Annotated in this window: 16 protein-coding genes; 11 read left to right on the plus strand and 5 right to left on the minus strand. The window is 58.5% G+C overall.

Annotated elements, in window-relative coordinates; all coding sequences use genetic code 11:
• Positions 1 to 626 precede the first annotated feature (626 nt).
• From ACFPM8_RS00470 to ACFPM8_RS00485, 4 genes are all read left to right on the plus strand, one after another.
• Positions 627 to 1,568, plus strand: coding sequence for a S1/P1 nuclease (locus ACFPM8_RS00470; RefSeq protein WP_378993843.1), 942 nt, complete (start codon positions 627 to 629; stop codon positions 1,566 to 1,568).
• Positions 1,569 to 1,847: 279 nt separating this feature from the next.
• Positions 1,848 to 4,022, plus strand: coding sequence for an alkaline phosphatase family protein (locus tag ACFPM8_RS00475; RefSeq protein ID WP_378993845.1), 2,175 nt, complete (start codon positions 1,848 to 1,850; stop codon positions 4,020 to 4,022).
• 30 nt (positions 4,023 to 4,052) lie between these two features.
• A complete protein-coding gene (locus ACFPM8_RS00480; protein WP_378993847.1) occupies positions 4,053 to 5,258 on the plus strand; it encodes an acetyl-CoA C-acetyltransferase in 1,206 nt (401 codons plus the stop codon).
• 19 nt (positions 5,259 to 5,277) lie between these two features.
• Positions 5,278 to 7,413, plus strand: coding sequence for a 3-hydroxyacyl-CoA dehydrogenase NAD-binding domain-containing protein (locus tag ACFPM8_RS00485; protein WP_378993849.1), 2,136 nt, complete (start codon positions 5,278 to 5,280; stop codon positions 7,411 to 7,413).
• Positions 7,414 to 7,456: 43 nt separating this feature from the next.
• Here the strand turns inward: ACFPM8_RS00485 and ACFPM8_RS00490 are convergent, their stop codons facing one another.
• Both ACFPM8_RS00490 and ACFPM8_RS00495 read right to left on the minus strand, forming a co-directional pair.
• On the minus strand, positions 7,457 to 7,774 hold the full coding sequence (locus tag ACFPM8_RS00490) for an SCP2 sterol-binding domain-containing protein (protein ID WP_378993851.1): 318 nt from the start codon (positions 7,772 to 7,774) through the stop codon (positions 7,457 to 7,459).
• Positions 7,775 to 7,810: 36 nt separating this feature from the next.
• Positions 7,811 to 8,731 carry an SDR family oxidoreductase gene (locus ACFPM8_RS00495; RefSeq protein WP_378993853.1) on the minus strand — a complete coding sequence of 307 codons (921 nt, stop codon included), beginning with the start codon at positions 8,729 to 8,731 and terminating at the stop codon, positions 7,811 to 7,813.
• A 290-nt stretch (positions 8,732 to 9,021) separates the two neighbouring features.
• On the opposite strand from ACFPM8_RS00495, the gene ugpB reads away from it, so the two are divergent.
• The 4 genes from ugpB (at position 9,022) to ACFPM8_RS00515 (ending at position 13,432) form a co-directional block, all read left to right on the plus strand.
• Positions 9,022 to 10,332: a sn-glycerol-3-phosphate ABC transporter substrate-binding protein UgpB gene (gene ugpB, locus ACFPM8_RS00500; RefSeq protein ID WP_378993855.1), complete on the plus strand. Its 1,311-nt coding sequence runs from the start codon at positions 9,022 to 9,024 to the stop codon at positions 10,330 to 10,332.
• A gap of 273 nt (positions 10,333 to 10,605) precedes the next feature.
• On the plus strand, positions 10,606 to 11,490 hold the full coding sequence (gene ugpA / locus ACFPM8_RS00505; protein WP_378993857.1) for a sn-glycerol-3-phosphate ABC transporter permease UgpA: 885 nt from the start codon (positions 10,606 to 10,608) through the stop codon (positions 11,488 to 11,490).
• Between the two features lie 9 nt (positions 11,491 to 11,499).
• A complete protein-coding gene (ugpE, locus tag ACFPM8_RS00510; RefSeq protein ID WP_378993859.1) occupies positions 11,500 to 12,351 on the plus strand; it encodes a sn-glycerol-3-phosphate ABC transporter permease UgpE in 852 nt (283 codons plus the stop codon).
• Between the two features lies 1 nt (position 12,352).
• Positions 12,353 to 13,432 (plus strand): sn-glycerol-3-phosphate import ATP-binding protein UgpC, encoded by a 1,080-nt coding sequence (locus ACFPM8_RS00515; protein ID WP_378993861.1) that lies wholly within the window; start codon positions 12,353 to 12,355, stop codon positions 13,430 to 13,432.
• 116 nt (positions 13,433 to 13,548) lie between these two features.
• Here the strand turns inward: ACFPM8_RS00515 and ACFPM8_RS00520 are convergent, their stop codons facing one another.
• Positions 13,549 to 13,806: a hypothetical protein gene (locus tag ACFPM8_RS00520; protein ID WP_378993863.1), complete on the minus strand. Its 258-nt coding sequence runs from the start codon at positions 13,804 to 13,806 to the stop codon at positions 13,549 to 13,551.
• A 531-nt stretch (positions 13,807 to 14,337) separates the two neighbouring features.
• On the opposite strand from ACFPM8_RS00520, the gene ACFPM8_RS00525 reads away from it, so the two are divergent.
• From ACFPM8_RS00525 to ACFPM8_RS00535, 3 genes are read left to right on the plus strand one after another with little or no spacing between them, the layout of a single operon-like run.
• Positions 14,338 to 14,649, plus strand: coding sequence for a hypothetical protein (locus ACFPM8_RS00525; protein WP_378993865.1), 312 nt, complete (start codon positions 14,338 to 14,340; stop codon positions 14,647 to 14,649).
• A 45-nt stretch (positions 14,650 to 14,694) separates the two neighbouring features.
• Positions 14,695 to 15,375, plus strand: a complete 681-nt coding sequence (locus ACFPM8_RS00530; RefSeq protein ID WP_378993867.1) for a hypothetical protein — start codon at positions 14,695 to 14,697, stop codon at positions 15,373 to 15,375.
• A gap of 8 nt (positions 15,376 to 15,383) precedes the next feature.
• Positions 15,384 to 15,761, plus strand: coding sequence for a hypothetical protein (locus ACFPM8_RS00535; protein ID WP_378993869.1), 378 nt, complete (start codon positions 15,384 to 15,386; stop codon positions 15,759 to 15,761).
• Positions 15,762 to 15,834: 73 nt separating this feature from the next.
• Here the strand turns inward: ACFPM8_RS00535 and ACFPM8_RS00540 are convergent, their stop codons facing one another.
• Positions 15,835 to 19,251 carry an ATP-binding protein gene (locus ACFPM8_RS00540; protein WP_378993871.1) on the minus strand — a complete coding sequence of 1,139 codons (3,417 nt, stop codon included), beginning with the start codon at positions 19,249 to 19,251 and terminating at the stop codon, positions 15,835 to 15,837.
• Positions 19,235 to 19,894: a response regulator gene (locus tag ACFPM8_RS00545; RefSeq protein ID WP_378993873.1), complete on the minus strand. Its 660-nt coding sequence runs from the start codon at positions 19,892 to 19,894 to the stop codon at positions 19,235 to 19,237. Before ACFPM8_RS00545 ends, ACFPM8_RS00540 begins: the two co-directional genes overlap by 17 nt.
• Positions 19,895 to 19,899 lie beyond the last annotated feature (5 nt).

The following is a 19,899-nucleotide window of genomic DNA, read 5'->3' on the forward strand; positions in this document are numbered from 1 at the left end:
AACTTATCCCGTGTGCACCGCCAAGCACGGTTTCGACGACTTCTCTAATACCATTTACGACGCTTCAATAATGGTTCACTTGCGTTCGTCTCTTCGATTCATACCTGATGCAGTTATCTGCACCTTTTACCCTCAACGCTCACCACCAGGGCTCTTTACCCTCGCAGCTTGAGGTGGTTTGTGACCTGCGCCTGCACGCCGATCACGAGGGGCCGACCCTCATCTTCAATAAAGCATCGCAGCGGCCGATACTTCGGCTTTTGCGTTCTTGACACACGGCGGCGATTAGTAAGGTTCGCAGACCGGCCTAATAACCACCCAACTCACCGGCAGCCCGAAGGCTCCCCACTACCACCGCCCATAGAGGACGGAGATAGAAGCGGACGATAGAGCGCATGGCGCGGTCTACGTATTAGTTTCTGGCTGCGAAGCCAGGCCCCTTCTTTTTCAGGGACGGGAGCGACTATAGCCCTTCTTTAGCATTACGGCAACAGACCTGCCGACACGCCGATTCCAAAAAGTCATGGTTCCAACCCTGACATGCGCCCGTAATAAATCAGGAGTACATTTATAGACTTATTTCCACACGGAAATAAAATCATATCTTAACCATAACTGGAGATCTCATGAAATTGACTTTTCGACTGGCGTGTAAATTGTTGGGCAGTGTCGCTTGTGCAGCACCGTTTATCGTGGCAACCCCGAACGCGATGGCTTGGGGCGATGAAGGCCATATGATCGTCGGCTTGATCGCCGATCATTACCTGACCCCTGGCGTGCGCGACCAGGTCAACACCATGCTGGCTGGCGATAACTCCGGTCTGACCAACACCGACATTGCCAGCGAAGCGACCTGGGCCGACAAGTACCGCAATGCGCACCGCGAAACCGCGTCCTGGCATTTTGTGGACACCGAAATACGGGATGGCGACATCGACGCCGCTTGCTTCGGCCATCCAACGCTGCCGGCCGGCACCCCGGCATCGGCAGGTGCGGCTCAGGATTGCGTGGTCGACAAAGTCGATCAGTTCAGCAAAGAACTGCAAGATGCGAACACCGATCCAGCCGAGCGCCTGATGGCCCTGCAGTTCCTGCTGCACTTCGTCGGCGATATGCATCAACCGTTGCACTCCAGCGATGACAACGACCGCGGCGGCAACAACGACAAAGTGTCGGGAACCGGCCTGCCAAAATCGGCCAACCTGCATGGCGACTGGGATACCGCATTCGTCCAGAAGTTGGGGACCAGTCAGGATCAGGTCGCATCGAATCTGATTGCCAAAATCACTGATGCCCAAATCGCCGAATGGCAGCAGCAAACGCCGCGCGACTGGTCGCTGCAAGCGTTCGAACTCGCCAAATCCGACGTCTACGGCAAATTGCCGGCGCCGGACAGCACCGGCAAATATCATCTGTCGGCCAGCTATATCAGCAATGCCAGCAAAGTCGCTGCGCTGCAGTTGAGCCGTGCCGGCGTGCGTCTTGCCAAGATTCTGAATGACGCGCTGGGCGGCAACGCTCCGGCTGATAGTTCGATCTTCGTGTCGCCTTTTGCGAAACGCAAATAAAAGTTGATGTATCGTGGCATCGAGTTCGTTCTTGGTGCCACGAGTTGCCGTTCTTTGACGTAGGGTGGATGAGCGCAGCGTTATCCACCGTTTTAGATGCACCGAACACGGGCGGCACATCCATCGGCGGCGCAATTGCAAATAAGGCTGCGCTCATCCGCCCTTCAGAACGAATGCTAATGGAGTTCGAACCAAGAAACAGCTAGTAAAAGTGACATTGCGAGATCGCCGCGTGCTCTGGCAAAGTGGCAGGCGGCCATACCGAGGGAGGCAGCAATCATGGTTCAGATTTCTGTTATCAATCGTTCCAACACGATTTCGGATCGCGAACTGCACCGTGTCATTCGCGCCATCAACCGCCAGGTTGCCGAAGATTTCGAACCGTATTGGGCCTTCGGCGGCCGCTTGCGTCTGGACGGTCCGACCGGCTGCGATGCGGATCTAAAAGACCTCAAGGAACTGCGCGGCGACGCCATCCTGTACCTGCTGGACACGGCTGCAGCCAACGATGCGCTGGGCTATCACGAGCGCAATCTGAGCGGGATTCCATGCGGCTTTGTGTTCCTCGACGTCTGCAAGCAATTGGGCGACGAGTGGAGCACGGCGCTGTCGCACGAGGCGCTGGAATTGATCGCCGATCCGCTCTGCAACCTGCTGGTGCAAGGCCCCCACCCCGATATCGACGACCGCCGCGTCTATCACTATTTCGAGATGTGCGACGCGGTGCAAGCGCAGAGTTATGAAATCGACGGCGTGCGGGTTTCCAACTTCGTGCTGCCGCAGTATTTTTCCGAGGGCGAGCGGGAGCACGCCAGAAATGATTTTTGCAGCTCCGGATTGACGGCGTTCCACGTCAACCCCGGCGGCTACATCGGCTTCTTCGATCCGGCGACAAACGGCAACGACAAGTTCTTCGCAAACGATGCCACGGCCGTCCAGCGCGCGCAGATCAAGGGCGCACTGCCCACCAGCCGAATTGTTCGGCGGACATCGAACGATGGCGTTCCTACCGCGCGCCCAGCCGACCAGCAGCGGCAGGATGCGACGCACCAGATGGCGTCCGGCGCCGCCAGCGGCGATCCGATCCGGCATGTGGTGGTGCTGATGCTGGAAAACCGCTCTTTCGATCACATGCTGGGTGCGCTGCGCGCCTCGTTCGATGCCGAGATCGACGGCGTCGACCCGCTCCATCCCGGGGTGAATATCGACAACCGCAGCGGCGCCTCGCTGTCGCAAACGGACAATGCGCAAGCTTGGGTCGGCAAGCAATTCAAGGTGCCGCACGAGTTTGCCGACGTCGCCACCCAACTCAGCGGCAATCTGGGCAATTTCGTGAATGCTTATCGCGCCGCCAACCCGGAGGCTTCGCGCGCCGATCTGGCGCAGGTGATGGCCTACTTCAAGGACGGCAGCCTGCCGGTATTGCATACCCTGGCAAAAAATTTCCTGGTCTGCGATCGCTGGTTTTCTTCGCTGCCGGGACCGACCTGGCCCAACCGCCTGTTCGTGCATAGCGGCACCAGCCTGGGCGACGTCCTGATGCCGGATGCGAAGGACCCGGCGTCGATCGGAGAAATCTGGGGGCGCTACACGCAAGCGACCATTTATAACCGGCTGGACGATGCCCGCAAGTCGTGGAAAATCTACCATGACGGTTTTCCGCAGTCGGTGATCCTGGACCGGCTCAAAGCGAAGTTTTTCGGCAGCGCCTATGCGGCTATGGCGGAGTTTCAAAAAGATGCCGCTGTGGGCGGCAATTTTCCTGAGTACGCCTTTATCGAGGCGCGTTATTTCGACGGTCCCAACGGCCGTCAAAATGACCAGCATCCGCCGACCGGCGTGCAGGAAGGTGAACGCTTGATTGCGACTGTGTATAACACCTTGCGCGGTAACGATGCGCTTTGGAAATCGACGCTGCTGATTATTTTGTATGACGAACACGGCGGCTTTTACGACCATGTGGCGCCGCCGCCGACGGTCGCGCCGGACCAGCACGTCACTTCCACGTTCTCGTTTCAACAGCTTGGGGTGCGGGTGCCGGCCATCCTGGTGTCGCCGTATGTCAAACGGGGCGTGGACCATACGGTTTATGACCACACCAGCATCTTGCGTTATCTGTGTGAAAAATGGCAGCTGCCGCACCTGTGCCGCCGCACCGAACCGACGCCCGGCGTCAACGTCATCGGCAGCTTCGCGCATGCCGTTTCCTTGTCTGCGCCGCGCGACGACGTCCCCGGGCCGTTGCCGATGCCCGCAGCAGCAGCCGATGGCAGCGCCGGCAATGTGTTCGACAATGCCAAGGAATCGTTGCTGGCGTTCGGCGAAATGCTGATGCGGCAGAATCAGCCCGAGCATATGGCGGCAGCCGTCGGGCCGTTAACTGAGCCTGCCGCCGGCACGCCGCAGCAGCGTGCCGAGCGTTTGGAAAGCTGGATCAATGATGTCAAACAATGATTAAAACAATAAAGCCGGAGACCCCATGCTATGACTGAAGCTTATATTTTTGACGCTATACGCACCCCGCGCGGCAAGGGCAAGAAGAACGGCAGCCTGCATCAGGTGACGCCGGTGCATTTGTTGGGCAATCTGTTGCAGGCGCTGCAGCAGCGCAACCGGCTCGATACCGCGCTGGTGGACGACGTCGTGCTCGGTTGCGTCACGCCGGTCGGCGAGCAAGGCGCCGACATTGCGCGCATCGCCGTGCTGTATGCCGGCTGGGATCAATCCGTGCCGGGTGTGACGCAATCGCGGTTTTGCGCGTCCGGCCTGGAGTCGGTCAACCTGGCCGCGATGAAGGTGATGTCGGGTCAGGAACAATTGGTGGTGGCAGGCGGCGTCGAAAGCATGTCGCGCTGGGCCATGGGGTCGGACGGCGGCGCCTGGTTCATGGATCCGCGCGTGAACCAGATGATAGGCTTTGTGCCGCAGGGCATAGGCGCCGACCTGATCGCCACGCTGGGCGGATTTTCGCGCAACGAGGTCGATCATTTTGCGCTGCAATCGCAAAAGAAAGCGGCCCATGCGCGGGCCGCCGGCCGCTTCAAGCCGTCGCTGATTGCGGTCAAGGATGTGAATGGCTTGGTGATACTGGAGCAGGACGAGTTCATCCGGCCCGACACCACGGCGGAGGATCTGGCCGGACTGCGGCCGTCGTTCGAAGCGATCGGACAGATGGGGTTCGATGCGACCGCGCTGCGCAAATACACCAGCGTCGAAAAGATCCATCATGTGCACCACGCCGGCAACTCTTCCGGCATCGTCGACGGCGCCGCGCTGGTGTTGGTCGGCAGTAAAGAGATGGGGCTCAGGCTGGGACTCAGGCCGCGGGCGCGGATTGTGGCAACGGCCGTCACCGGATCGGAGCCGACCATCATGTTGACCGGGATTGCGCCGGCGGTACGCAAGGCCTTGTCGCGGGCCAGGATGACGATCAGGGATATCGATCTGTTTGAAATGAATGAAGCCTTTGCCGCGGTCGTCATGCATGCCACGCGCGAGCTCGATATCGATCCGGCCCGGGTCAACGTCAACGGCGGCGCGATTGCGCTAGGCCATCCGCTGGGTGCGACCGGCGCCATGATCCTTGGCACCGCGCTGGACGAACTGGAGCGCAGCGATCAATCCACGGCGCTGATTTCGCTATGCGTAGGCGCCGGGATGGGTATCGCTACGATCATTGAACGAGTTTGACTGAGACGACGAGGCCATCATGACGAGCGTAAATTTTCAAAAAGATGCGGACCATATTGTCACGCTGACCCTCGATGTGCCGGGTCACTCGGCCAATCTCCTGAACGATGACTTGCGCGCATCGTTGCTGGCGGCGATTACCGCGGTCGAAGCCGATCCGGGCATCAGCGGCGTCATCCTGACCTCGGGCAAGAAGGAGTTCGCGGTCGGCGCCGATCTTGAACAACTGCATCGCATCGGCGACGCCCGCGAGGCGTTCGAGCTGGCGCAGCAATTCAAGAGCTTGCTGCGCCGGCTTGAACAATGCGGCCGGCCGGTGGTGGCGGCGATCAACGGCAGTGCGCTGGGCGCCGGGCTGGAGCTGGCCCTGGCCTGCCATTGCCGGATCGCGCTCAATCATCCGAAGGCCAGGTTCGGCCTGCCGGAAGTCAAGTACGGCCTGTTGCCCGGCGGCGGCGGCACGCAGCGCTTACCACGCCTGATCGGGATTGAGCATGCATTGCGCTTGATATTGGAAGGCAAGGAGTTAAGCGCGGAGCAAGCCCGCCAGCACGGCATCCTGCAGGCGCTGGCCGGCGATAAGGAAGAGCTGCTGGCGCAAGCCAAGACCTGGTGCCTGACCCACCCGAAAGCGATGCAAGCGTGGGACGACAAAAAATTCCGCTGGCCCGGCGGCGACACCAGAAGCCCGGACAACGTGCAGCTGTGGACGGCCGCGCCGTCCATCGCCAGCGCCCGGAACTGCGGCAATTATCCGGCTGTCACCAATATCATGAGCTGCGTGTTTGAAGGCGGCATCGTCGACTTCGATACCGGCTGCGAAATCGAGTCGCGCTATTTCGCCGAATGCGTGTTGTCGCCGGCGGCCAAGAACATGATAGGCACGCTGTGGTGCCAGCTGAACGCAATTAACAAGGGCAGATCGCGTCCCGAAGGCTTGCCGTCATCGCCGGTCAGCAAGATCGGCATAGTGGGCGCCGGCATGATGGGCGTCGGCATCGCCTATGCGGCGGCCAAAGCCGGGATCAAGGTGATGCTGCTGGACACCAGCTTCGCGCTGGCCGAGCACGGCAAAGCCGACGTTGCCGCCCTGCTCGACCAGGCGATCGCAAGCGGCCGGCAAACCGCCGCCGGCAAGCAGGCTTTTTTAGCCAGGATCAAGCCTACGGTCGCTTTCGACGAGCTAGCCGATTGCGAGCTGGTGATTGAAGCGGTATTTGAAAGCCGGCCAGTGAAGGCCGAGGTCACGCAAAGGACGGAAGCGGTACTGGCGCCGGGAGCGGTGTTTGCGTCCAACACCTCGGCCCTGCCGATCACCGGCCTGGCGCAGGCCAGCGCGCGGCCGGCCAACTTTATCGGCCTGCATTTCTTTTCGCCGGCCGACAAAATGCGGCTGGTCGAAATCATCGTCGGCCAGCAGACCAGCCAGCAAACGCTGGCACGCGGCTATGACTTCGTGCGGCAAATCAAGAAGACGCCGATCGTGGTCAACGATAGCCGCGGCTTTTACAGTTCCCGGGTGGTTGCCACCTATCTGCTGGAAGGCTTAAAGCTAATGATGGAAGGACAGCATCCGCGCGCGATAGAAATGGCGGGCTTGCAGGCCGGCATGCCGCTCGGCCCGCTGGCGCTGCATGATGAAATCAGCTTGTCGCTGTCGTGGCAGATCGTGCAGCAAGCGCGCAAGGATGGCGCGGCGGAAGGACAGGCATTGCTTGCCCATCCTGCCTATGCCGGCCTGGAAAAAATGGTCAGGGATTATGGCCGCAGCGGCAAAAAATGCGGCATGGGTTTCTATGAATACCCAGCGCATGGCCATAAACATTTGTGGCCCGGCCTGCGCCAAATTTTCCCGCTAGCCGCGCATCAATTGCCGCAACAGGATTTGATCGAGCGCTTGCTGTTCGTCCAAGCCAACGAAGCGGCCAAATGCTATGAAGAGAAGGTGGTGCTGTCGGTGGCCGACGCCAACGTCGGCAGCATTTTCGGCTGGGGCTTCGCGCCGTTCCAGGGCGGCGTGCTGCAATACATCAATACCTATGGGGTCGCCAATTTCGTGGCCCGCGCCAGGCAAATGGCCAAGCAATTCGACGCTTATTTTGCACCGGCCAAGATCCTGGTGGAGATGGCGAAGGAAGGGAAAACTTTCAAGTGAGGCCGCAACATTAGCGGCCCGTCCTGCGATTTTTTGCGCTTCTCTAAGCGATCTTGCTGGCGTCAAAAAACGATGGAATCCGCTGCGCCAGCATCATGTCCCCTTCCAGCTTCAGCTTGCCGCTCATGAATGCGGTGATGCCGTTCAGCTCGCCTTTCAGCAAGGCTTTCAAATCGTCGTCGGCCATGGTCAGCGCGACGGTGGGCGCGGCGGCGACGCCGTCATGCACTGTGCATTGACCGCGGTCGATGACCACGTACATGGGATTGGAAATCCGGTACTGAATGGTGGCGCTGGTATTGCTGGTGGCCGCAGCGTCGAGGGCGGCTGGCATCAGCCGGATGATGTCGTTGACTGTCATGGGGTTTCCGTGAATTTTAAAAAAGTTATTTGCCAATCAAACTTTGCCGTGACCGAATGGCGAGTCGGCGCTTTGCAAAATCGGCATGACCGATTCGGCAATGCTTTTCGGGTGCGAGACCTGGCTGAAATCGCCTATTTCAAGCCACTTTTCCGCCACTTCCTCGGGGCCGAACGGTTGCGAGCCGAAATGATGGCCGGCGGTGCGTTCCCAGCGCAATTTGGCGTGGAAGCCGGCGCCGACTTCAAACAGGCCGCCGTTTTCCTGGCAGCTTTCATGGCACAGATAGGCCGCCAGCGGCGTCACGTAGTCAGGCCTGAGCGCCTCGGCCATTTGCGGCGGCATGACCGTGCCGGACAGGCGCGATCCGGCGATCGGGGCGATGGTATTGACCAGCACGTTTTTAGCGCCGCCTTCAATCGCCAGCGTACTGGCCAGGCCGATCATGCCCATCTTGGCCATGCTGTAGTTGGCCTGGCCGAAATTGCCGTAGATGCCGGCCGCCGAGGTGGTCATCACGACCCGGCCATAGCCCTTGCTGCGCATATGCGGCCAGGCCGCATGCGTGACCCGGAAAGCGCCGAGCACGTGGACTCTGTAAATCAGGTCCCAGTCGTGCTCGGTCATTTTGGCAAAACTGCTGTCGCGCAAAATGCCGGCATTGTTGATCACGATGTCGACGCTACCGAAATGGTCCAGCGCCGCCTGCACGATCTTGTCGCCCGCTTCCACCGAGTCGTAACTGGCGACCGCGGTGCCGCCCATGGCCTGGATCTCCGCCACCACCTGGTCGGCGGCGGCGCTGGATTGGCCGCCGCCATGGACATCGCCGCCCAGGTCGTTGACCACCACCCGCGCGCCGCGTGCGCCCAACAACAGCGCATGCGCGCGCCCCAATCCGTTGCCGGCACCGGTAACAATCGCCACCCGGCCGTCGTAACGCAGTTCATCCGCCATGATTCATGCCCTTTTCTAAAAAATTTCCGTATGTTAATTTCGGATGTTAATTTTAAAATCGCGTCATTTATACAGGGAAGATTAAATCCTTGCAGCGCAAATCAAAGCGGCCATTCGGCGCATATTCGCGGTTTTTTTCGATCATTCAGTCGAAATCAAACGTTGCGCCGCCTATAAAGTCACCTATAGAATCCGGCGTGACAAACCAGCATAGACGAACAGCGTATGACATCGTGTCACTTGATTGTCATATTGTCCATGTAACATTCAAAAATTTTACGGGGTCCCTGATGAAATTGAAATTCAAAGCGATAACTATCGCCTGCGCGCTTGCCACCATGGCTGCTTCGGCGCATGCGGCTACCGAAATTTCCTGGTGGCATTCCATGTCCGGCGTGCTCGGCGACCGGGTCAATGCGCTGGCGGATGAATTCAATAAAAGTCAGTCCGAATACAAGGTAACCCCGGTCTTCAAGGGCGAATACGATCAAGCCATGGCGGCCGCGGTCGCGGCTTACCGCGCCGGAAATGCGCCCGACATCCTGCAAGTCTATGAAGTCGGCACCGCCACCATGATGTATTCCAAAGGCGCCATCAAGCCGGTCTCGGAAGTGATGAAGCTGGCCGGCGAATCGTTCGACCCGGCGGCTTATGTGCCGGCCATCTCCGGTTATTACTCGGCGCCCAAAGGCGGCATGCTGTCGCTGCCGTTCAATAGCTCGACCACCGTGATGTTCTATAACAAGGACATGTTCGCCAAAGCCGGCCTCGACCCTAACAAGCCGCCGGTCACCTGGCAGGAAGTCGGCGCCAACGCCGCCAAGCTGAAAGCCAGCGGCGAGAAATGCGGTTACACCACAACCTGGCAATCATGGGTGCAGCTGGAGTCTTTCTCGACCTGGCACAACGTCGAATTCGCATCCAGGAATAACGGCTTCGACGGCCTCGATGCCCGCCTGCGCTTCAACAGCCCGTTGCACGTCAAGCATATTGAAGACCTGGCCAATTGGGCCAAGCAAGGATATTTCACCTATGCCGGCCGTAAGGATCAGGCCACCGCCAAGTTCTTTGCCGGTGAATGCGGGATCTTGACCGGCTCGTCGTCCAGCTACGCCGATATCGCCAAAAACGCCAAATTCAAATTCGCGATGGCGCCGCTGCCGTATTACAAGGATGCTCCGGGCGCGCCGCAAAACACCATGATCGGCGGCGCTTCGCTGTGGGTCATGGGCGGCAAGAAAAACGAGGAATACAAAGGCGTCGCCAAGTTCTTCAAATACCTGTCGCAGCCGGAAGTGCAAGCCAAGTGGCATCAGGAAACCGGCTATCTGCCGACCACCACCGCCGCCTATGAAATCACCAAGAAATCCGGTTTCTATGAGCGCAACCCGAGCACCGACGTGGCGGTGAAGCAGATGATCGTCAAGACCACCAGCAAGTCGCGCGGGATCCGCCTCGGCAACATGCCGCAGATCCGCACCATCATCGACGAAGAACTGGAAAACGTCTGGAACGGCAAGAAAACCGCGAAAGAAGCGCTCGATACTGCGGTAAAACGCGGCGATGAACAGCTGGAACGGTTTGAGAAGGTCAACAAGTAATTAGCTTTGCCCTGCAGTGCTTGCTCGCACTGCAGGAATTCCCACTTTAGCTGGTAGGGCGGAAAAGCGCAGCCCTTGCAGGGCGCGTATCCGCTGGCAGGCGGATACCGTTCAGCAGGCGGATGGCATGCCATCCGAAACCCCTGCTTCACCCTTCCGCCACGTTGGACACATCGAATGCATGTGGCACATCCATCGGCGGATAACGCTGCGCTCATCCGCCCTACGAACGGTTGCGGAATTTGAACAGGCTCTGAATCAGAAAGTCCCATTTTGGAAAAACGCGCTCGCTTCAAATCTGCCTGCTTGCCATACGCACTGGTGGCGCCGCAGATCATTATTACCTTGTTATTTTTCGTCTGGCCCGCGGTCCAGGCCTTGTACCAGTCGATGCAGTTGCAGGACTCTTTCGGCGGGTATTCGGAATTCGTCTGGTTCGACAATTTCCGCACCCTGTTCAGCGACAGCACCTACCTCGCCTCGTTCCAGACCACCGCGATTTTCTCGGTCCTGGTGGCCGGTTGCGGACTGTTGCTGTCGCTGCTGCTGGCCGCCTTCGCCGATCGCGTGATCAAAGGCGCGGCGCTGTATAAAACCTTCCTGATCTGGCCTTACGCCGTGTCGCCGGTGGTGGTCGGCGTGCTCTGGATGTTCTTGTTAAGCCCGACCTTGGGCATCGTCGCCCACTGGCTGCATGCGATCGGGATTGACTGGGACCACGTGCTGAACGGGCGGCACGCAATGATATTGATCGTGATTGCGGCGATCTGGAAACAGGTCAGCTACAACTTCCTGTTCTTCCTGGCCGGCTTGCAATCGATTCCGAAATCGCTGATAGAGGCCGCCGCGATCGATGGCGCCGGTCCGGTCAAGCGCTTCACCAGCATCGTCTTCCCGCTGCTGTCGCCGACCACTTTCTTCCTGCTGGTGGTGAATATCGTCTACGCCTTTTTCGACACCTTCGCGATTGTCGAGGCCACCACCCAGGGCGGCCCGGGCAAGGATACCGAGATCCTGGTCTTCAAGGTCTTCAACGATGGTTTCAAGGGTGGCGATCTGGGCGGCGCCGCCGCGCAATCGGTGGTGCTGATGACCATCGTCATCGTGCTGACCGTGGTGCAATTCAAATATGTTGAAAAGAAAGTGCAATACGCATGAAAGTGACAAATGATTGAACGTCGTCCCATCCTCGACCTGGTGAGCCATCTGGTGCTGATTCTCGGCGTCCTGATCATCGCGTTTCCGTTGTATATCGCGTTCGTGGCCAGCACGCAGACGGCGGAGCAGGCCGCCGCAGCGCCGCTGTCGCTGCTGCCCGGCACCCATTTGATCGAAAATTACGGCGCGCTGCTGACCCAAGGTGCATCGGGCAATGTTTCCGCACCGCCGGTCGGCCGCATGCTGTGGGTCAGCCTGGTGTCGGCGCTGGCGATTGCGATCGGCAAGATTTCGATTTCGATGCTGTCGGCATTTGCGATGGTGTATTTCCGTTTCCGCGGCCGCGCGCTGTTTTTCTGGATGATTTTCATCACGCTGATGTTGCCGGTCGAAGTGCGCATCACGCCGACTTATCAGGTGGTGTCCGACTTCCACATGTTGAATAGTTACGCCGGATTGACGATGCCGCTGATTGCGTCGGCCACCGCGACTTTCCTGTTCCGGCAATTTTTCCTGACGGTGCCGGACGAGCTGGCGGAAGCGGCGCGGATCGATGGCGCAGGGCCGCTGCGTTTCTTCAAGGACGTCATCTGGCCACTGTCGCGCACCAATGTCATCGCCTTGTTCGTGATCATGTTCATCTACGGCTGGAACCAGTATCTGTGGCCGCTGATGATCGCCACCAACCAGGACATGTACCCGATCGGGATCGGCATCAAAACCCTGATCGCCGGCGGCGATTCGGCAGTCGAGTGGAACATGGTGATGGCCACCCTGGTGCTGGCGATGCTGCCGCCCGGTCTGGTGGTGGTGGTGATGCAAAAATGGTTTGTTAAAGGTTTGGTCGATTCCGAGAAATGATATGGCACAAGTACATCTACGCAACGTAAAAAAAGCATACGGCAAGGCCCCGAAAGCGGTCGATGTTATCCACGGCATTTCGATCGACATCGCCGACGGCGAATTCATTGTGATGGTCGGACCGTCCGGCTGCGGCAAATCGACGCTGCTGCGGATGGTGGCCGGCCTGGAAGAAATCACGGCCGGCGATATCGCCATCGGCGACCGCGTGGTGAACCAGCTGGAACCGAAGGACCGCGACATCGCGATGGTGTTCCAGAACTATGCGCTGTACCCGCACATGAGCGTGTACGAGAACATGGCGTACGGCTTGAAAATCCGCGGCCTGGGCAAAGACGATATCGAAACCCGCGTGCAAAAGGCGGCCAAAATCCTGGAACTGGGCGCGCTGCTGCAACGCACCCCGCGTCAGCTGTCCGGCGGCCAGCGCCAGCGGGTGGCGATGGGTCGGGCAATCGTGCGCGAACCGGCGGTGTTCCTGTTCGACGAACCGCTATCCAACCTGGATGCCAAGCTGCGAGTCCAGATGCGGCTCGAGATCCAGAAGCTGCACCGCACGCTCGGCACCACCAGCCTGTACGTGACGCATGACCAGGTCGAGGCGATGACGCTCGGCCAGCGCATGATCGTCATGAACGGCGGCCGCGCCGAACAGATCGGCACCCCGGCCCAGGTGTACGCCAAGCCGGCCACCACTTTCGTCGCCAGCTTCATCGGCTCGCCGCCGATGAATCTGCTGCATGGAAAACTGGCTGCGGATGGCAATAGCTTCGCGATGAACAATGCCGCGCCGCTGGCCCTGCCCGTCAACCACGGCGCAATCGCCGGCGCCGACTGCATTCTGGGCCTGCGCCCGGAACAACTGAAATTCGGTCAACCCGGTCTTTCGATGCAGGTGGAAATGGTGGAAGCGCTGGGCGCCGATTTGCTGGTGCATGCGTCGGTCGGCGATCAACTGCTGGTGATGCGGGTACCGGCCGCCACCGCAGTAACGGCCGGTCAGCAAATCAGCGCCGGCTTCGATCCGGCGGCGCTGCACTGGTTTGACCCGCAGACCACGCAGCGGATTGAGCTTGCTTAAGGACTCGAACTCCTTCAAAAACAAGTAGGGCGGAAAAGCGCAGCGTCTTCCGCCGTTGGATGTGCCACCTACGTTCGATGCATCCAAAACGGCGGATAACGCTACGCTCATCCGCCCTACTTCTTGCGGGTTTTCTTGTTCTCTTCAAATTGCCCGCGTATCACATCGAACAGATTGTGCCTGTCGTCGGCCAGGTCGATGATGGCCTGCACCAGGTCATGCGTCATCTTGTTGTCTTTGGAAATCTCGCGCAGCGGCCGCAACAGCCGCCGCACTTCTTCCAGGCAGATCATGCCCAAGCGTGCGGCTTCCAGCGCTTCATCGAGGTAATCGGGACAGATAATTTTTTTGTCAGGCGTGATAGCGAAGGTCATACGGGCTCCTTTAGTGGTTGGGGGAGGTAATTGAGCCGCGCTGTACCGGAATGGGAGGGCGGCGACAACAGGATGAGTAGACCGGCCCCAACAATTACCCGTCTCGCCGGCAGCCCGAAGGCTTCCCACTATCGCCACCCAAAGAGGATGGAGATAGAGACGGACGAATAGGCCGCATGGCGCGGTCTATACATGTTGGGAGACAGGCTACTCAGCCTGGTCCCTTCTTTATTCAGGGACAGGGGCCGACTATAAACTTTCTTTAGCGTTCCGGCAACAGTTGGTAGCTTGGGCTCCAAAGCCCAACATTTTCATCTCCGTCGCCACCAAACCTTGGGCTTTGAAGCCCGACGACTGCGAGGGCAACTGGCATACCCTTCCCCAGCATTTTTCCAAATCAGACAAGAGAGCACACGCAGCAAAACCAGAAATTTCTGGCACTCCTCAATATGCCATTACGCTAGCCTTTGCCGTTCGTAACGGAGATCGAACTACATCATCGACTTCTGACACTTGGAGAAAGGCAGATGCATGGATCCGATGGACAAATGGTGGCAGAACCGGCAAGCATGCACCACCGAATGGGATTTCAAGCGGTTGAAATGCCGTCGCTACGATGAAATCATGCGGTACGGGGGCTACTACATGTTCAACTACCACCCCGACGACGACACCCCTGCCAGCCGCGAGCGCATGCGGTTTATCCAACAAAGCAATATGGAAAAACTCGGCAAAGCGCTGTATTACGGCGTGCAACGCCTGCCCGCCGCAGCCAGCGCCCAGGCGTTTGTGTTGACGGACCCGCGCAATCTGGCGATCGCCGCCGGGGTGTTGGCGCTGTGACTCGGTTCGCACGCCACGCCGATAGGCTGGATCGTCGACATCGCCATGGTCGGTGTCGGCGTGGTGGCGCTGGGTGCGACTGCGATGCAGGTTATCTCCTGTTTGCAACGTTTTGGCCAAGGGGTCATTGACGCCGAGGATGACAACGACTTGATCATGGCCGGCTTTGCTTTCAGCAATGCGGTGGTGCTGATCGGGATTGACGTCGTGCTCGCTATTTTGCTGAAGAAGGCGACGATCAAGGTCAGGAGGCCGGGGGCGGCAGAATCGAAACAAACTCCTGAAATAAAATTCATACCGCAGAAGCCGGTGGCGAAGACTCCGGCGAAGGAATTGTCAACAAAACCGGCGACCGTGGCTGGAACGACAGGTAATGAAATAAGCATTTCAGGTTCAAAAATTCATTCTAAGTATCCTGACGGAACGTTAGTTATGGAAGGGCAACAGCCCGGGAAGATTACCGGACCATTGAAGGGTTCAGGAGGTAATACCATTTCGGAGCCGCATACCGTACTTCAATATGACACTTCCAATAGACGAATTTATAAAGGGCGAGAATATGGAAACGACGGGATTCCAATTCGCGATTTAGATTTCACGCATCCAACATTCCCGAATGGTACATTGAGGCCGAATCATACTGTCCCTGAACAACATTTATATATACCGAATGATCCACTGAACCCGAAAGCTGGTTACAAGCGAGGACCGGGACAACCTTTTTAGGAAAAATAATGAAACTATCAATTCCGGCTTGGAAAGCCAACAAATACCTCAGTCTCGAAGAAATACTTTTGGCAATTGGTGATTCATGTAAGCACTTGTACTGGTGTTTGCGTGTATTCGAGGCCTCTACTGAACCTGGCACGGATGCATTAAACGAAGTTAATCCTGAAAAGGCAATGAGCTATTCCAATTTACTCAATTTGGTTACACCAAAATTACAAATCATAGATGGTGAAGCAACAGCTGGTGACGGAAATGTCAGCTCTGAAAGGCGTGTACTAATTCGAGCGGTAGATAGTACATCGTGGGACATAGAAACCAATATTCCCGATGTAATAACGAAAATCAGGCAATCGTTCCCGGAAGCAGAGGAGATCAAGGAGTGAGAAAAGGAAAGTCACGTTTTGTCTGACAATTTCCTGATTTAACGAAGAGAATTATCTGCAACCCGCCGTCAGACTACGCTCCGGCCGCCGCGCCAACATCTTCCTGCCCATAGCCTTGCGCCAATTCCTCCATCGCGGCGATCAGCGCATCGCAGTCATCCCTGACTTTCTGGCTCACTGTCGCGCTGGATTTGAGTTCGGCCCGGATCCGCCCGGATAAGGCGTGGCTGGCGTCGGCGCCGAGAAAGCCGAGCACGCCCTCGATCCGGTGCAGGCGGTCGCGCACGCTGTCGACGCTGGCCTGGGCCAGGGCCGTGGTCAACAGCGCGATATCGTGGCGATAGTTGCTGAGATAAATTTGATGCACGGTTTGATTGCCATGCCTGGACATTTCGCCGCCATGCGGCGCCGACGCGCGGTACTGTTCCCCGGCAGCCGGCTCTGCACTGCCGCCGCGGCACTTTTCCCTGACCGTATTCAGCGCTTCATCGAGATGCTGTAGCGTCAACGGCTTGGTGATGCACAGGTCCATCCCGATTTCCATCGCAATCCACAACAGCTCGCGATCAACGCTGGAAGTGATGCCGATGATAGGCAGTTGCGGCGCCTGCAAACGCAAGCAACGCGTCAATTCCAGCCCATCCATCAACGGCATGTTGATGTCGGTAACGACCACATCGACTTCCCTGTCTTTCAGCTGCATCAATGCTTCGCGGCCATTGAGCGCGACGATCACGGTGCAACCCAGGCTTTGCAATTGTTCGGTCAGGATGTGCAGATTGACTGGATGGTCTTCCGCCAGCAATACCCGCAATCCCCGATGCGGGCGGATGCCGCCGGCGCTCCGTTCCGCCTCGGGCGCAACATGGCCGCTCTTGATGGCGCCGCATGCCTCAAGAATCGACAGCGTGATTTCACGCGGCGCCAGACTGGATACGCGCTGCTGCAGCGGCAGGATCGCAGCAGGCAGGCTGAGATAGCGGGCGATCGAAATGATGCCGGTATCAGGCGCCAGGCCGAGCAGTTTTTCATCCTGCATGTCGGTAATCAGCAAGGCCTGCGGCGGCAGGCTATACGTTGGCAACATCTCAGGCCGGATGACGGTCACGATGCCGTCGAAATGGCGGCAGATGTCGATGACCGAAGCGCTGATTTCCCGTTGACCGAACACTCCGTACAACAATCGCTCGCGCAAAGGCGCATGCAGCAGATCGAGAAAATCGACCCGGCTGTGATCACGCTGCACCGGCAGCGTGAAGCTGAAGCAGGAACCAAGGCCAGGATCGCTGAACACAGTGATATCGCCGCCCATCAAGATCAGCAAACGCTTGCAGATGGCCAGTCCGAGGCCGGTGCCGCCGCCTTGGCGGAGTTGCGTGTGGTTGCCTTGAAAGAAAGGCTGGAACAGTTTCGACTGGTCGCGCTGACTGATGCCGACGCCGGAATCGATGACTTGGCCGCGCAGCAAAAGCTGCTCGCCATCCTCGCTATCCAACTCCAGCCGGATCTGGATCCGGCCCTGATCGGTGAACTTGACGGCGTTGTTGCACAGGTTGCTTAAAATCTGCTCGACCCGGACGTTCTCGAACAGCAGGTATTCCGGAATCGCGGGATCGACATGGAGGAACAGTTGAATCCCCTTCTTTTCGGCGACGATCGCATGCAATTTCGCCACCCTTTGCGCCACCGCTCGAATGCTGCCGGGACGCTTGAAAATCTCGATCTTGTCGGCTTCGATCTTGGAAAAATCCAGCACGCTGTTGATGATCAACAGCAAATTCTGCGCGGAATCCCAGACGCTGCTGACATATTCGCGCGACACCGGCGGCAACTCCATCCGCGACAGCAGTTCGATCCCGCCCAGCATGCCGTGCAGCGGCGTGCGCAACTCGTGACTGACCGATGCCAGGAAGGCCGACTTCGCTTGCTGCGCGCTTTCGGTCGCTTCCCTGGCGCGCTCCCAGCTCAATTCGGTCTGTTTGCGTTCGCTAATGTCGACAAACACGCAAATCTGCACATCCTGGTTGCGCAGCTGGCTTGGCGCATAGTAGGCGGACAGGAATTTGCTGCCCGCCGCCATTTCCAGCGACAGCTCCGCGCGCAGCAGCCTAGCGCCAGCGACCTCGACTTGATGCGCATCGGCATGCGCTGCGAACAGTTGACGTTGCAGCGGCCCCAGCGCACCCACCCGCTCCGCCCCCAGCATCTCAGTCGCAGTATGATTTTGAATCAGCATGCTCAAGCCATCGCGGGCAAACACGCACAAGCCGATCGGCGCCGCATTGATCAGCGCTTCGGCAAAGCGTCTGGCTTCCACCAGTTCGGTCGATTGCCGCTCGGCCGGCTTGAACAGCCGTCGGTCGATCAAAAAATAGAGAGTTACCAGCCCGGCGCCGCACAGCAGCCACAACACGCCATACAGCAGCAACATCGCGCTCAGAGCGGACAGCAATTCGCCGATGGTGATCAGCGACACCAGCGTCCATTGGGTATTGCCCACTGTCTGCGACAGCGTGAGCAGATTGCCGACGCGGTGGATCGCCAGCTGCCTGGCCTCCGGCCAGCTGGGGATCGCTTGTTGCAGCAGTTGCCGATGCTGCTTGTTTTCCGCGCTGTCCAACGGGTTGTTGCTGATGACAGCGCTACCGTCGCGCATGAAGACGCCGAACCGCCCATCCTTGGCCGCCGGCAGCGGGAATTGCGACAGCGGGATCGCGTGCGCATTCACCAGCCGCATCTCGCCCCCGCGAAACACGACCACCGCGTTGAGCACCGCCGGCTGGCCGAGCATGGGATCAGAGTAAGCGCCGCTCCAGAACGTATCGTTACGCAAGGTGGTGATCGGCAGCCGCTGCAAATTGCGAGAGACCTGATCGCATATCGGCTGAATGAACTGGCTGATCTGGCTGATGCCGCTTTTGCCTGCGGCCAGCATGACGGAAAACGCCGGCTGCACCGACAGCAGCCGGCAATCCGCAGTCAGTACGTAGCTATGTTCGATGTACTTGGCGAAAACGCGATTGTTATAACGCAGCAGGGAAATGTAGCTCGACGCCGGCAGCGGCAACGGCGTATTGCGGTCTTCGATATCTTTGCTGTCGCTCAGCAAATAGACAGTGGGAGAAAGCGCCAGATTATCGCTGTCGACGAAGTATGCGCCCTGCCCCAATCGCGCCGGTTCCGCAGCGGGCCGCAGCGGCTGCAGCGACCCGCTGCCGATGACCGCCTCGATGGCCAGGCGCGCCCTTAACAAAGAATCCCGGCTGGTGTCGGCAATCGTCGCAATGCCGTCGTGGACGCTGCTGAATTTTGCGCGCTGGCGCTCTATGTAGCGGTCTATCGCCAGGTGCAGGCCGGCGTAGATGCCCAAACTTAAAATCAGGAAGGCCAGCAGCAGACAGAGCGCCAGAATGCGGCGCGGCGCTCGTACCAGTGCGCGCGTCAACTGGCTCGCGGCAGCGTATTTTCTTCTGTCAATCGCCACTTTCATCCAATCCATTTTGTGCGATGTAGCGCATTAATTGCACATCGGTTTCCAGATTCAGCTTCTCCATCGCCGAGCGCTTATGGTGACTGATGGTCTTCACGCTGCGGTGAATCCGGGCCGCGATTTCGTTGGCCGTGGCGCCCCTTGCCAGGAATCGCAATATCTCGAGTTCGCGCAGTGTCAGGGCTTGTTTGCTGTCTACGCTGCCGCCAATGGTGAGCTGCCGTTCATGCAACAACTCGGCGGTGCTGCTGCCCAGAAAAATCAATCCATTGAATGCCTGCGTGACCGCCTTCGCCAGTTCCATGCTTTTACTATCTTTATGCAGGATGGCGCGCACCCCGAGTCCCAGCAATTCCCGATACAGCGGCGCATTTTTCAGCACGGTCAGCACCACCACCACGACAGCGGGAAACTGGCTGCGAATCTGGCGGATCATCGCCAGGCCGTCGGCTTCGGTTTCGCTGGGCATCGAAAAGTCGGTGATCAGGACGTCGCATTCGACGTTATTGAGCAGCAAAAAAAGCGATCGAGGATCGTGCGCAAGACCGATCACGGCCATATTCGGCGCTTGTTCCAACAGCGTTTTCACGCCGGTAAGAAAGATGGGGTGGTCATCCGCCAGGACAACGCGAATCCTGCTCATCGCTT

Origin of the sequence: Paraherbaspirillum soli (assembly GCF_042654985.1) — a bacterium.
Classification (GTDB): Bacteria; Pseudomonadota; Gammaproteobacteria; order Burkholderiales; family Burkholderiaceae_D; genus Paraherbaspirillum; species Paraherbaspirillum soli.

Coding starts and splice junctions, on each gene's coding strand:
- ACFPM8_RS00520 (WP_378993863.1), bottom strand. CDS start 13,806: ATGACCTTCGCTATCACGCCTGACAAAAAAATTATCTGTCCCGATTAC.
- ACFPM8_RS00545 (WP_378993873.1), bottom strand. CDS start 19,894: ATGAGCAGGATTCGCGTTGTCCTGGCGGATGACCACCCCATCTTTCTT.
- ugpB (WP_378993855.1), top strand. CDS start 9,022: ATGAAATTGAAATTCAAAGCGATAACTATCGCCTGCGCGCTTGCCACC.
- ACFPM8_RS00540 (WP_378993871.1), bottom strand. CDS start 19,251: ATGAAAGTGGCGATTGACAGAAGAAAATACGCTGCCGCGAGCCAGTTG.
- ACFPM8_RS00470 (WP_378993843.1), top strand. CDS start 627: ATGAAATTGACTTTTCGACTGGCGTGTAAATTGTTGGGCAGTGTCGCT.
- ACFPM8_RS00495 (WP_378993853.1), bottom strand. CDS start 8,731: ATGGCGGATGAACTGCGTTACGACGGCCGGGTGGCGATTGTTACCGGT.
- ACFPM8_RS00535 (WP_378993869.1), top strand. CDS start 15,384: ATGAAACTATCAATTCCGGCTTGGAAAGCCAACAAATACCTCAGTCTC.
- ACFPM8_RS00515 (WP_378993861.1), top strand. CDS start 12,353: ATGGCACAAGTACATCTACGCAACGTAAAAAAAGCATACGGCAAGGCC.
- ugpE (WP_378993859.1), top strand. CDS start 11,500: ATGATTGAACGTCGTCCCATCCTCGACCTGGTGAGCCATCTGGTGCTG.
- ACFPM8_RS00475 (WP_378993845.1), top strand. CDS start 1,848: ATGGTTCAGATTTCTGTTATCAATCGTTCCAACACGATTTCGGATCGC.
- ACFPM8_RS00485 (WP_378993849.1), top strand. CDS start 5,278: ATGACGAGCGTAAATTTTCAAAAAGATGCGGACCATATTGTCACGCTG.
- ACFPM8_RS00525 (WP_378993865.1), top strand. CDS start 14,338: ATGGATCCGATGGACAAATGGTGGCAGAACCGGCAAGCATGCACCACC.
- ACFPM8_RS00480 (WP_378993847.1), top strand. CDS start 4,053: ATGACTGAAGCTTATATTTTTGACGCTATACGCACCCCGCGCGGCAAG.
- ACFPM8_RS00490 (WP_378993851.1), bottom strand. CDS start 7,774: ATGACAGTCAACGACATCATCCGGCTGATGCCAGCCGCCCTCGACGCT.
- ACFPM8_RS00530 (WP_378993867.1), top strand. CDS start 14,695: ATGGTCGGTGTCGGCGTGGTGGCGCTGGGTGCGACTGCGATGCAGGTT.